The sequence below is a fragment of the Streptomyces lydicamycinicus genome (genome assembly GCF_000829715.2).
Lineage (GTDB): Bacteria > Actinomycetota > Actinomycetes > Streptomycetales > Streptomycetaceae > Streptomyces > Streptomyces lydicamycinicus.
On the sequence record NZ_BBNO01000004.1, the window covers coordinates 646,040 to 659,492 of the forward strand.

The window sequence follows — 13,453 nt, forward strand, 5'->3', positions numbered from 1 at the left end:
GCCGCCGTACGGGCCGCCGCGACACGGGCTTCCGCAGTACGGGTGGCCCCGGCACCGGGCCCCTCAGCGGGAGCCATACCCCCCACCCGCACACTCGGCTCGGCACCCCCGACCGACACACCGGCCGACGTGCCGCCGGGCGCACCGGCCGACGTGCCGACCGAGATACCCGCCGAGGTGCCCTCACCCGCCGCCACACCTGCCCCCGTAGACAGCTCCCCCCTCGTCCCCGGCCTGGGCACACCCGCACCCCGCGCCCGCCGCGCAATCAACCCGTCATCCCACGCCCCACCCACCGCTGCCTCTTGCGCAGCCATTCCCGAAGCCACTCCGGACTCCTGCTGCTCCGCCTCCGGCACCCCGGCCCCCTGAGGCTCCACAGCCCCCACCGACGCCTCAGAAGCCATACAAACCTCAGGCGCCACAGCCCCCGCACCCACCCCAAGCTCCCCCTCCACTGGAGACGCCCCCGCAGTCCCCGCCGCCCCCGCCGCCAACTCCCCCGGCTCCCGCTCTCCCTCAGCCGCCCCACCCACCACCGGCGACTCACCCACCACCAACGCATTACCGGCCACCGACGCCGCCTCCCTCCCCAACACCACACCCCCACCCGGCATCACGCCCTCCCCTGCCGCACCGCCGGTCTCCCCCTCCCCCGTCCCCCGCCGCCCGTTGTTCTCCGCGCCCTCCCCGGAACCAGCCGCCTCGGAATCGCTCACCCCGACACCTCTTCCTTCTCCATCGCCCTCGCCCGCTCGTCCGCCTGCCGCTGCTCCTGCCGCGGTTCGTTCTCCGTCTCCCGCTGCTTCTCTCTCTGCAATACGGACAGCGCGGCAATCAGCTCCGCCTGTTGGTCCAGTGGCACGGTCAGCTGGTCCAGGGGGGCCAGCCGCCGCTCGCGCTCACCGTCCAGCGCGCGCTCCAGATACGTGGCCAGGAGCCGGCCGCCCCGCTCGCAGAGCCGGAGCGCGGTCTGCACCCCCAAGAGATCGGCGAGGTTCTCGCCCGCCGTACGGGCGCGACGGCCGCCGAGCAGGGCGGTGGCCAACAGCGCCGCCGACTCCTCCGGCTCCACCGACCCCGCACGCTCCCCGGCCTGTCCGGCGCGCGCCTCACGGGTCTCCTCCTCGGCCAGTTCCTCCAAGCAGCGCCGCCAGCGCCGGACGATCACCCCGAGCCGGCCGCCCGCACCCGAAGCGCCCGCGGCGGCCGTCAGCGACACCTCGGCCGCCGCGGGGTCCCGCCGCCAGGCCTCCGCGGCCCGCTCGTCGGCCTCGTCCACGGCACAGGTCAGCAGCGAGGTGAGCCCGTCGGTCAGGGCGTCGAGCAGCTCGTCCGACCGGCCGTCGAGCCCATGGTCACGCCAGTGGGCGCGGGCGTCCCCGGACAGCACCTCACCGGCCGCGACCTCCTGCCGTACCCGCTCCGCGGCCCGCTCGTACGCCTCCTCGACCCGGCCTGCCAGCCGCAGCGCCGCGGCGTGCTGGGCGGCGGCGGCCCCGGCCAGTGCGGGCAGCCGGCTACGCAGCGAGGCGATCACCCCGGCCGCCGTACGTTCCGCAGCGGCGGAGCGGGCGACGGGGTCCTGGGCGTGCCGCTCCAGCCAGCCCCGCAGCGCCGCGACGGCCGTGGCGGGCAGCAGCCCGCTGCCTCCGCCGGCCGATTCGGGCAGCTCGGGAATGGTGAACCGCGGGACATGGCCGAGCCCGGCCCGCTGGAGAAGTTCGGCGTACCGCCCGGCGATGTCGGTGGCGATCTGGTGCGGCACCCGGTCCAGCACGGTCACCAGCGTGACGTCGTACTCCTTGGCCGTACGCAGCAGGTGCCAGGGCACCGCATCCGCGTACCGGGCGGCCGTGGTGACCAGCACCCAGACGTCCGCCGCGCAGATCAGCTCGGCGGCGAGCTCCCGGTTCCGCGCGACCAGCGAATCGATGTCCGGTGCGTCCAGCAGCGCCAGCCCACTGGGCAACGCCGCATCCGTCTCGATCCGCACCGTCAGCATCCCCGCGTCGGCCCCGCCCCCGTCCCTCCCGAGCCCTACGCCACTCCCCCCGCCCCCATGGGGCTCACGATGTCCCCCGTGAGGCGCATGCCCCGCACAGGACTCATGCGCCATACGGGCGCCCGCCCCGCCGGCCGCCCCACGCCCACCACCCGCCGCATACGCGTTCTCGCCGCCGTCATCCTGCTCAGGGACCCACACCCGGGCGAGCTGCGGCAGGACGCGTGGTCCGGCGAACCAGTGGAGATCGTCGGGATGGCAGACCAGCACCGGCGTACGCGTCGTCGGGCGCAGCACCCCGGCCTCCGAGACCCGCCGCCCGACCAGCGAATTGACCAGCGTGGACTTGCCCGCACCGGTCGATCCGCCGATCACCGCGAGCAGCGGGGCCTGAGGAGAGCGCAGACGGGGAATCACATAGTCGTCGAGCTGGGCGAGCAGCTCGGCCCGGTTGCGCCGGGCGCGGGCAGCGCCCCGGAGTGGCAGTGGAAAGCGTGCGGCGTCGACGCGGTCGCGCAGAACGGACAGTGCGTCGATCAGCCGGGGTCGTACGTCCAAGGTCGCCACATGTGCAGAATGCCCAATTTCGTTAGGTTTTTGAAGCGTATAACCCCTCGTGCGCGCCGCAAGAACCCCTACAGAACGGGATAAGTGGCGCGCGAGACGTCCGCGACAAGTGAGGCGCAGGCATAACGAGTGCACAACACCCGCCGCACGAGGCGCCAAAAGCGGTGCAGGATTCGTACCTGCCTGCGATTATCGGGACCGCTTCACCGAACCTCCACAACGTGCCACGGAGGTGAAGCAACCGGGACGAGGCACCCGGACCTCTATCCTTGTCCGCGGTCCGTGATCCACGTCCACACCCGGCCCCCGTAGCTCAGTGGATAGAGCAGGTGCCTTCTAAGCACTTGGCCGCAGGTTCGAGTCCTGCCGGGGGCGCCATGACAGACCCTCCCTTGGGGAGGGTCTTTTTGCTGTTCAGAGCACGTGTGGCCACACGCAGAAAAGCGCCGGACACTCCCCCGGTGACCCAACAATCTCCGGTACCGCGCCCCCAAGAGGGCGCAACCTAGGCCCCACCTCTGAACACTTCCAGCTTGAAGCGCACTTGGGCCGGCCGTGCGACTACTGTCCCGCCCCGGCCCCCTGGCGGCACCTGTCGCCCCTGCGCTCCAACGGGCCGTTCCTTCGAGCGGCCCCTTCGCCCACCATCGAGGCGCTATGCGGCCCCGCCCGTACCCGCTGCTCCTGCCGCGCCGGCCGCAGCGCCGGCGTCGCCCCCCTCAGCCGCCGCCCGAACCAGGTTCTGTTCCAGGCGTTCGAGGGTGTGCAGGGCCGCCGTCCGTTCCTCGTCGGAGAGGCCTGCCGTTGAGAGGTCCTCGAGGTGGCTCCAGACCTGTTCGACCTGGCGGCGCAGGGCGTGGCTGGCCGCTGTCGGCTCGATGAGGGAGGCGCGCTTGTCCGTGGGCGAGGGGCGGCGGCGGACGAAGCCGGCCTGTTCCAGGCGGCGGACGGTGCGGGTCATGGTGGCGGCGTCGGAGTCCATCAGGCGCACCAGGTCGGTCTGCCGCTGGGGGCCGAGTTCCCACAGGTGCATCATGACCAGCTCCTGACCCGGGTGCAGGCCGATCCGGCGCAGGAGCTGGCCGGCGAACATGCGGTGCAGACGGGCCAGGCGGAAGATCGCGTGACTGACCGGCCCGCCACTGGCCGCGGCCGGTACCGGGACGGTGGCTTCCTGCCCGATCCCTGCGGGGCCCTTCCCGGCTTCCGGCGTGGACTGCGTCATCTGAATCTCACTTTCCTGTTTGGGCAAGTTAATCCTACCTCCCGGGCCCGGGGCTCCGCGGCGCCCACGACTCCTCCCGGGCCCACAAGGGCAGGCAGCGGTGCGTTACGTACTTCACATCGGAAGGCGGGAAGGGATTCGAGGTCGTTACTTGTTCGGACAGGTGATTTACTTGTTCGGACAGGTATCCGCGTGAGCGGGCACCCCGAGCGCCCGTGCCGCGGCACGACACGACTCCCGAGGGAGAGACCATGACCACTGCTTTTGATCCGATCGTCCTGGGCGGTAAGCACCTGGCGAACCGCCTGGTGATGGCGCCGATGACCCGCAGCCGCGCCTACGGGCCGGGCGCCGAGCCGACCGAGCTGATGGCGACGTACTACGCGCAGCGGGCCGGCGCCGGGCTGATCGTCACGGAGGGCATCCAGCCCTCACTGCTCGGCCAGGGATACCCCGACACCCCCGGTCTGCACACGGCCGGACAGGTGCGGGCGTGGCGGACGGTGACCGACGCCGTGCACCGTGAGGGCGGTGCGATCTACGCGCAGCTGATGCACACCGGCCGGATCGGCCACCCCAGCCTGCTGCCCGACGGACTGGTCCCGGTGGGGCCGTCGGCGGTGACCGCCAAGGGCCAGGTCTTCACCCATGAGGGGCCGAAGGAGTTCGTCACGCCGAAGGAGCTGACCGAGGCGGAGATCCGGCAGACCGTCGCCGACTTCGCCGAGGCGGCCCGTAACGCGGTCGCGGCCGGGTTCGACGGCGTGGAGCTGCACGGTGCCAACGGCTACCTGATCCACCAGTTCCTCGCGCCCAACACCAACCTCCGCACCGACGCCTGGGGCGGCGACACCGAAGGCCGGATCCGCTTCGCCGTCGAGGTCGTTACCGCCGTGGCCGAGGCGATCGGGAGCGACCGGGTCGGCCTGCGGATCTCGCCCGGGAACCAGTACAACGACATCGCCGAGGACGACCCGGACGAGGTCTACCTCGCGCTGCTGGACCGGCTCGCCGGCCTGGACCTGGCCTATCTGCACCTGATGGAGGGGCCGAACCGCGACCTGACCCCGCGGCTGCGCAAGGTCTGGCCCGGCACGTTCGTCCTCAACCCGTTCACCTACCCGGACTCCACGGGTCCGGACGCACTGAGGCTGATCGAGGACGGCAGCGCGGACATGGTGGCCTACGGCGCGCTGTTCCTGGCCAACCCCGACCTGCCGCGGCGCCTCGCCTCCGGCGGCCCGTTCAACTCCGCCGACAAGGCCACCTTCTACGGCGGCGACCACCGCGGCTACACCGACTACCCCACCCTCCCCGCCTGAGCGACGACCCCGCCGAGGCGGCCGCACCGTGCGTGACAGCCCGTGCGGTTCCTTCTCCACCCGCCCCTACCTGGGAGTTTGCGATGTCCAAAGCGATCACCTTCTCCGAGTACGGCGCACCCGAGGTGCTGCGACTGTCGGAGGTCACCACGCCGGAGCCGGGCCCGGGCCAGGTCCGGATCCGTGTGCGGGCCGCCTCCGTGAACCCTCTTGACATCAAGATCCGGTCCGGTCTGATGGCCAAGGCCGCCCCGGCCCGCTTCCCCGTGGTCCCCGGTCTGGATGCGGCCGGTGTCGTCGATGCCGTCGGCGAGGGGGCCGACGCGGCCGTGGGCGACGAGGTTCTCGGTGCCGCGGTCGGCGGCAGCTACGGCGAATACGCCCTGCTCGACCGGCCGGTGGCCAAACCGCGGGCGCTGCCGTGGGAGGTCGCCGCCTCGCTGGTCACGGTCGGTCGGACCGCGTTCCGGGTGCTGTGGCAGCTGGAGGTGCGGGCGGGGCAGACCCTGCTCGTCCACGGCGCCGGGGGCAGTGTGGGCACCGTCGCGGTGCAGCTGGCCGCCGCCCGCGGCCTCGATGTCGTCGGGACCGTCGGCGAGCACGACATCGAGCGCGTCACCGCGCTCGGAGCCACCGCGGTCCGCTACGGCGACGGCTGGGTGGAGCGGGTGCGGGCCGCGGCTCCCCAGGGAGTCGACGCCGTCCTCGACGCCTCCGGCGCCGGCGTACTCGCCGACTCCGTCGCCCTGACCGGTGACAGCGACCGTGTCATCACCATCGCCGACATGTCCGCCGCACAGCACGGCGTCCGCTTCAGCGCCGGCAGTGCCGACCCGGCCGACGACTCGCTGCCGCAGCTGGTGCGACTGGCCGCCGCCGGCGAGCTCGCTCTCCCCGTATGGCGGGCCTATCCGCTCGACGAGGCCGCCACCGCACACGGTGACCTCGAGGCCCGCCGCAACCGGGGCAAGGTCGTTCTCCTTCCCTGACCCCCTGCCCCCTGGCCGCCGCCCCGCGCGCCGGAGCGGACGGGGCGGCCGGGCCGCAGTCGAGACCCCCGGCCGGCTGCGGCCCCCGCCCACCGAACGCCCCTCACCAAGGACGCGAGACCGCGAGACCCATGGCAGCCCGGCCCCACCCCCTGCCGCTGACGGCCGACGCGGACCTCATCGCCGCGTTCGAGGTCCTCGGCCAGAAGTGGACCGGCGTCATCCTCCACACCCTGGCCACCCGCCCCGCCCGCTACGGCGAACTGAGCGCCGCCATCGAGCACATCAGCACCAAGGTGCTCGCCGACCGGCTGCGCGAACTCGTCGGGGCCGGGCTCGTCACCCACGCCCAACTCCCGCCCGGGCCCGCCACCTACACGCTCACCGCCGACGGCCGGGCCCTGCTGCCCGCCCTGGAACAGCTCCGCTCCTGGTCGCAGCACCGCCCCCACCCGCCCCGTCACTCCTCAAGGAAGGCAACCCCCATGTCCGCACGCACCCTGCCCGAAGCGACCTTCGCCCGCACCGTCCTGGGCTCCGGCCCCGGCCTCGCCCTCGCCCACGGCGCCGGCAGCAGCGTGGCCGGCACCTATGGCCCGATCCTGGACGGTCTGGCCGCGCACCACACCGTGGTCGGTGTCGACTACCCCGGCAGCGGCGACACTCCCCGCTCCGCCACGCCGCTGTCGCTGGACGACCTGGCCGATCAGCTCGTCGCCGCCGCTGTCGCCGAGGGCCTGGAGACCTTCGCGGTGTCCGGCTACTCCCTCGGCGGCCCGGTCGCCATCCGCGCGGCGGCCCGCCACCCCGAGCGCGTCACCGCCCTCGTCCTGACCGCGACCTTCCCCCACCGGGACAACCGGCTCGCGCTCGCCCTGCCGGTCTGGCGCAAGCTGGCCGAGTCGGGCAACCGCGCACTGCTGGCCGAGTACCTGACGATGATGGCCCTGGGCGCCGACGCACTGGAGGCGATGCCGGACGAGCAGCTCCAGCAGGCCATAGGCTTCACCGCCGCAAGCGTCGCCGAGGGCACCCCCGAGCACGCCGAGCTGGCCCCCCGGGTCGACGTCCGCGACGACCTGCCGGGCATCCAGGCACCCACCCTGGTCATCTCCACCACGCAGGACCGGTTCACCTCCACCCGCCTGCACCGGCAGCTCGCCGACACCATCCCGCACGCCCAGCTCGTGGAAATCGCCACCGGCCACCTGCCCATGGTCGAACGCCCCGAGGAATGGCGGCAGCTGATCACCGACTTCCTCAAGCAGCACAGCGCCTGAGTACCCACCGGCGGGGGGCCGCATCGGCAACGGCGGTGCGGTCCCACGCCCGCCTTCCCGCAGGGCGTTCGCCCTGCGGCGGACCCTGCCTTGACGGCACCACGCGCGGAGGCGGTAGCCCGTGCGGGGCCGGTCACCGATCCAGGCCGGAAGACCGACGACCTGGCCGGGATGGAGCAACCGCATGCGCACTGCCCGGCTACGCAGCGACGAGCAGCAGCGCACGGAAGGACCACGCGAGGCTCTGCAAAGCCACGCTGAATGCCGATGGCCGTGGCACTCGAGAAGGGCGATTCTCCCGAATTCCCTCAGCCGGGGCGCAATCAGGCCCGGCAGGTAAGCAGCACCGTACCGCCCCGGTTCAGCATGCATATGCTCAGCACGGCGCTACGCGGAAAGGCGTCCACAGAGAAGGAGATGGCGACCGCCACCACGTGAAGTGCACGAAATCGGGTGTGGCGCCCGGGATCGGCGCCACTGAAGTCACAAGATCACCCTCTCTCCTCGGAGACTCGCCCCCTTACCGATACATCCGCGAAGAGCCCTTCGAAAAGAGCGGCCAGACGCTCCACGGACTCGTCCGGCGCAGGCTCCTCCTCCGGCCCCTCCGGCAGAACGTGTCGGGAGACCGCGCGTGAGGTCTCGGCGGCCGCGATCCAGCCCCGCAGAGGATCCGGGTCGTACTCCACGTCGGGAGCAATGAGGTCATACATCAGCGTGGCAGCCGACGCGTTCACAGCGGCCACCAGAGCGTTGACCTCTCGTCCGGTCTGCACGATCTTGTGGTCCATGAGACGTACGAGCGCCTGAGCGGTGGGGCGATGGTCTATGACATCCAGGCGCAGCGTGGTGTTCAGCATGTCCTGGTTGCCACATGCCCTGGCCGCCGGCCCGTAGTCGGCCCCGTCGCGGAAGAGCTCGGCAGCCCACCAGAGGCGGGCGAATGCCTGGGTGTGGTGCGGACCGAGAAATCGCTTCCGGGCGACACCTCGCGGCGCCTCGTCCGCCTTCGGCTCGGGCTGGTGCCGCCACACGACGTAGTCCGGTGCGACACCAAGTGCCAGGTAGGACCAGAGTCCGGCATCGGCCGCTTCACGTCGGCTCAGACGGAGCGTCGCGTGCAGGCGCGGCGCCAGCCAGGCGTCGGCCGCCGTGGGGCGGGTCTCCTGAAACTCCTGAAGTGCCTGCTCGATCAGATCCCGCACGGGGTGGAGACGGCCCCGCTCGTCGTCCCCCTCGAGTGGCTCGGCGACCTTGTTCAACGCGATCGACGCCACGTCCTCGCGTCCGGCGAGCAATCCCGCGGAGATGAACTCGGCAGCCTGCATATCGGAGATCCGAGCAAGCCTCTCCGGCAGATGCTCAGGCCTGGCGGTCATGCGTGGTTCTCCTGCTCAAGTCGCTCGATCTTACGGACGGTGTCGGTCAGGGTCTTGGGCACTCCGGCACGGCGCGTGGCCGCGATATGGATACGCGGCTGAAGTTCGGCCCAGCTCCCGTCACCGCGACGGCGCGTGTGGACCTCGCGCAGGGCATCCTCCACCGAGTGTCCGGGCACGACGTCCGGGAGCATCTCGCGGAGCACCTCCCCGCGCCAGTCCGGTGGGAGGAGCGGGGTTCCGTCGTCCTCGATCTCCAGGTCACCGATGGCGGTGTGGAACACCGCCGTCCACACGTCGGTGCACATCTGGGCCATCAGCATCTCCCCGACGACGCTCTCGACCTTCGATGCCTCGCCTTCCACAAGCGCGAGGAGCCCCTCGAAGTCGGAGTTCAGCCGGACGGTGGGCATCCGCCCCGAGGGGTCCACGATCCAGGGCGCGTCCCGATAGGGGCGCAGCCAAGCGGCACCGCGCGCGAAACTGCTGGTGGTGACGTCCAGTTCACGGTCCCTGAGCGGTACGTCCGCCGTCACGTCGATCATCCATTCCCGCTCGGTGGAGCCGATGATCCGTCCTGCCACCCCATCGACGGTCGCCACCACGTGCACGGCAAGTGAGGCACGGTCAACGAATCCGGGCCGGTGAACCTCTATCTCTCCCGCCCACTCCTTGCCGTCACCGGCGGCACAACCGAGTCGCGTGACGAACCGTGCGTTGGTGGCCTTCTCCGTCAGAACAGCCACCACGGCCACTTCGGACCATCGCCCCTTTTCCGCGATCTCGCGGGCGGGGATCGTCGCCGACAGAGAGAGCCGGGCCGTGTGCCAATCGTCCCGCTCGGCCCGCCCCAGAGCCACGACGTGCTCCACCACTGAGAATCCCTTGGTGTCCAGATCCTCCCGCACGTCGCCGGGGCCCCTGAGTCGCACAGCCGTGACCCGGGACGTCACCGCTCCGGAAAGACGTGGATACGGATAGGCCCTCATGCGAAGTCTCCCTTGCCTGCCTGGAGTTCGACGACGAGTCCGGTGAGCGCCGCGCGGACCGGATGGGTCGACACGTCCGTGACGCCCCTGAAGACGGCACGACGCGTACCCGGCGTGAACTGGATCGTGTCACCATCGAATTCACAATTGCTCACGGCTTCGAGCTTGGCCCACTTGACCACCGGGCGCGGGCCCGAGCGCACCTCCAACTTGGCCACAGGACTCATGCGCCAGGCCTCTCCACCGGTCGGCACCTTGACCTCGGCCGTGACCTGCCACGCTCCGGACGTGTCGACCACGGCATCGAGGTCGTCGAGCTGCGGAGGTTCGGTCGAGCCCTTGACCTTCGCCGACGCATTACCTGTGATCTTGAGCCGCTTACGCACCTTTCCCGTGCCGCTGGGCTTCTTCTCCTGTGGGATGGCCACGAGCTCACGCACGGCCCTGTTGGTCTCCGTGGTCAACGCTGCGATCCTGCGATGGGCCGAGGGCGTGTAGCGCATCCTCAACTCCTCCGTCTGACCCCACTTGTTGTGCTCCGGTGGCTCGGAGGTCCGCAGAAAATCCTCCGCCTCCGCGGCGAACGGGGCGTCCTCACCCGCGGCCCGGCCCGCGAGCAGAACAGCCTGAAACGGATTGGTTCCGATGGGGAGGTCCGGCACCCGGCTCGTCTTGACCGTCATGCGATTGCCGCGCATGGCCGTCACCTGGTTGATCCTGCCGTCGGCGTCCGATGCCTCGGTGACGAGGAGAACCGCCCGGTGTTCGCCTACCGCTCCGGGGACTCCGTCCCGCGCCGGCACCTTCAACGGGACGGTGGTTATGGCCACTTGGCCGGACGAGGTGAGGCGGTCCACCGTGGTGCCGCTGAAGAACGCCTGAAGGGCGCGCGAGCGCGCGGGCTGATGAACCAGCGGATCGATACGTTCCTCCTCGATGAGCTCGACACCGTTGCGCAGCGTCCGCACCGACGCCTCCAGCAAGGGCCGTCGAGCGCCTCCTGCCGTCATCGCAGCCCAGAAGTTCCGGCCGAGTGCCCGGACCAGACGCTGGTGCATGCCCTCGAGGCTGTCCTCGTCGTCGTCTCCTTCGTGGTCCCGGCCGACCTCCGCGAGGCTGGCAACGTCGTGCGCTCCGACGATCAGAAATGAGGTACCCGGGTCATCGCCCTCGCGGGTGAGGTGAAGGTCCTCGACCGTGCTTTCGTCGCCCCACCAGGAGCGCACCACGTCCGCATTGTCCGCCTCGGTGTCGGGACGGCCGAGCCAGGCCGGGCCGGAGTATCGCTTGCCTTGCACCTCCCGCCACGGCAGATCGAGTCGTCCGATCAGCCGGCGTGCCAGGCGCCCCTCATGAGGTTCGGAGAGCGTGGAGTTCATGAGGACCAGTCCCAATCGGCTGGTTGCCCAGAGAGTGGCTTTGCCCAGGCCGTACGAGCCCCCTGCCGCGACATCGGATTTATGGCTGTCGAGTTGACGCCGCACAACGGCGGAGAACCGACCGTCCTCGTAATCGTCTCCGGTCAGCCCGTTGGCGTTGTAGTCGTCGACTCGGAGGAGTACCAGTCGGTCCCGCTCCCGCATCTCCCTCAGGCCGACACTGATGACACGTCCGACCTTCTGATCCTGGAGGGCGGCCGCCTCATAGTGCGGCAGAAGGTCGTCCCAGCGGATCGCCGTACGGAAACGAGCCAGGGTGTCTCCAGTCAGTTCATGCAAGGTGTAGCGAACCCTGACCGGCCGCTCGTTCCCCTTGCAGCGCTCGTCCAGACTGTTCTGAGTCGCCTCCCGTGCCAGCACCTCCAGGTCAGCCTCGAAGGCAAAGGCCGCTGCGTTGCCGAACTCCCGTCCCCCGTCGTCATGTCCAGGGCGGTGGTACCACACGGCCGGCTCCTCGGGCGGTTGACCCTGACGTTCCGGACCGGCCGCGGGGCCATGTCGGCTCTCGTCGTCGACCGTGAACACCTCCCGCACCCCGGCCAGGCGGTCCGGGCCCGGCACGGAACGGTCCGCCAGCCAATCAGAGACAAGCGCTCGCGTCGCTCCCAACCTGCGCGCCAGCTCGACTTCGTCCATCCCACTGCTGTGCATCCGCTCGGCCAACCAGCGGCCGAAGTCTTTCTCTTGTGAGCTCAACGCTCCGTCTCCCCCTTCGGAACCCTTCTCCGCCTCGAAAGTGGCGTTCTTGCCACTGAATGGCTCTCCGACATCTGGGCCCTCTTGTCCCTCCGCGCTTTCCAGGCGTCCCGCCCTTTCAGCGGCCTCCTTCGCACTGTCCCGAGCGGCTCTTTTGCGACGTCGCTCCTCGGCGGGATCATCGGGATCCAGGCCCATATAGGTCCTCATCTCCTTCATGGCGCGTTTCTCGATCTGCCTGATGCGCTCCCGAGAGACGCCAAATCTCCCGCCAATCTCTTCCAGCGTCCAGGACCTGCCGTCGACGAACCCGAACCGCAGAAGGAGAACCTCCCTCATCCGATCCGTAAATGCGCATGCCTGGAAGAGCTGAAAGAGTTCCTCGCGCTCAAAACTCGAGTGAAGAGTCTGCTCGGGGCCGGGCACCGATTGCCCTTCGTCGACGATCAGTTCTGCGAGCGTGGTGTTCTCACCGACAGGAAGTTCGAGTGAGACCACCGGACGACGGCTGAGCCGCAGGCACTCCACAACCTTGGCCGGACTGATTCCACACGCCAGGGCCAGATCCTCCACATTGGGCTTCACGCCTTGGTTCAGGAACATCCGCTCTCGCTTGCGAACCTTCGCAATCTGGTCCCATATGTGAACCGGAAGCCGAATGGACGATCCTTCATTGATCACCGCTCGACTTATGTGCTGGCGAATCCACCAGGTTGCGTAGGTCGAAAACTTGCAGCCCAGCGAAACATCGAACTTCTCCACTGCCCGTATCAAACCGGTCATACCGTGCTGAGCAAGGTCTTCGTACTCGGAGCCTCCCTCCCGGTATCCCAGGGTGTTCAGCATCTTGTGAACAAGTCGCTGATTGTGGACGATCATCGCAGTGAAGGCCCGGTAGGGTTCGCTGTCTCTCGGCAGTCGTGCCGCGTAACCGGAGGTCAGCGACTCCGATGGCGTCCGGACCGCCCGGAACAGGAGACAGAGCCCCACCTCCTCCTCGGCGCTCAGCAGTCGCTGTTCCAGGTCCACCCCCTTGGCGTCGGCCGCGAGGAGGGCTCGCGCAGCGCGTCTTGCCGCATGGTGGTCTTCGACACGCACCGTGCCTCGAAACGACTCGAGGTCCGGGACCTCCTCCACCCCTTCCTCGGGATCTCCCTCAGGGGAATCGAAACCGTCGGCGAGCTCATCGATCTCGACACCCTCCCCCTCGCCGCACTCCCGTTCGAATTTGGTTCCTTTGCTCTCCGCTTCCTTCGCTGCCACCGCCGCGTGCAAGGACCGCGCCTGCGACGCGTCGAGTCGCGCAGCCCTCATCACCTGCTCCAGGGCGACGCGAAGTTCGATGCCCTCCGCCATGAATCGCCGCATGAGCCGGACAAGCGCATTCCAACTGCCGGCCCCCACCGACTCGTTGGATGCACCGTCCCGTTCCCTCGTCATCACACCCCCGAGCTCCGCTTTCGCTCCTCCCAGTCCATCATTCATCGAGCCGCACTGCCGGCACTTCCTCAACAGGTCCTGCAACGTGACGATCAATCACTCGCTACCTTGGAGGCGTTGGC

The 13,453-nt window shown here is 69.8% G+C and carries 8 protein-coding genes and 1 tRNA gene; 4 read left to right on the forward strand and 5 right to left on the reverse strand.

Annotated elements, in window-relative coordinates; translation table 11 throughout:
- Positions 1-715: 715 nt before the first annotated feature.
- Positions 716-2,572: a dynamin family protein gene (locus TU31_RS16090; RefSeq protein WP_370682739.1), complete on the reverse strand. Its 1,857-nt coding sequence runs from the start codon at positions 2,570-2,572 to the stop codon at positions 716-718.
- Between the two features lie 302 nt (positions 2,573-2,874).
- Between TU31_RS16090 and TU31_RS16095 the strand changes: the two genes are divergently transcribed.
- A tRNA-Arg gene (locus tag TU31_RS16095) sits at positions 2,875-2,950 on the forward strand.
- Positions 2,951-3,227: 277 nt separating this feature from the next.
- Here TU31_RS16095 and TU31_RS16100 read toward each other — a convergent pair.
- Complete coding sequence (locus TU31_RS16100) at positions 3,228-3,797, reverse strand: MarR family winged helix-turn-helix transcriptional regulator (protein WP_042154871.1); 570 nt, start codon at positions 3,795-3,797, stop codon at positions 3,228-3,230.
- A gap of 251 nt (positions 3,798-4,048) precedes the next feature.
- Here TU31_RS16100 and TU31_RS16105 point away from each other — a divergent pair, with 251 nt between their 5' ends.
- From TU31_RS16105 to TU31_RS16115, 3 genes are all read left to right on the forward strand, one after another.
- Complete coding sequence (locus tag TU31_RS16105; RefSeq protein ID WP_042154872.1) at positions 4,049-5,119, forward strand: alkene reductase; 1,071 nt, start codon at positions 4,049-4,051, stop codon at positions 5,117-5,119.
- A gap of 83 nt (positions 5,120-5,202) precedes the next feature.
- Complete coding sequence (locus TU31_RS16110; protein ID WP_042154874.1) at positions 5,203-6,108, forward strand: NADP-dependent oxidoreductase; 906 nt, start codon at positions 5,203-5,205, stop codon at positions 6,106-6,108.
- A 131-nt stretch (positions 6,109-6,239) separates the two neighbouring features.
- On the forward strand, positions 6,240-7,388 hold the full coding sequence (locus TU31_RS16115; RefSeq protein ID WP_078885804.1) for an alpha/beta fold hydrolase: 1,149 nt from the start codon (positions 6,240-6,242) through the stop codon (positions 7,386-7,388).
- A 491-nt stretch (positions 7,389-7,879) separates the two neighbouring features.
- Here the strand turns inward: TU31_RS16115 and TU31_RS16120 are convergent, their stop codons facing one another.
- The 3 genes from TU31_RS16120 to TU31_RS40450 are packed head-to-tail and all read right to left on the reverse strand — an operon-like array spanning position 7,880 to position 13,427.
- Entirely contained in the window at positions 7,880-8,767 is an 888-nt protein-coding gene (locus TU31_RS16120; protein WP_042154876.1) for a DUF6339 family protein, read from the reverse strand.
- Positions 8,764-9,756 (reverse strand): hypothetical protein, encoded by a 993-nt coding sequence (locus TU31_RS16125; RefSeq protein WP_181018611.1) that lies wholly within the window; start codon positions 9,754-9,756, stop codon positions 8,764-8,766. The genes TU31_RS16120 and TU31_RS16125 overlap by 4 nt, the downstream gene beginning before the upstream one ends.
- Positions 9,753-13,427, reverse strand: coding sequence for a sigma-70 family RNA polymerase sigma factor (locus tag TU31_RS40450; RefSeq protein ID WP_078885805.1), 3,675 nt, complete (start codon positions 13,425-13,427; stop codon positions 9,753-9,755). Before TU31_RS40450 ends, TU31_RS16125 begins: the two co-directional genes overlap by 4 nt.
- Positions 13,428-13,453: the final 26 nt, after the last annotated feature.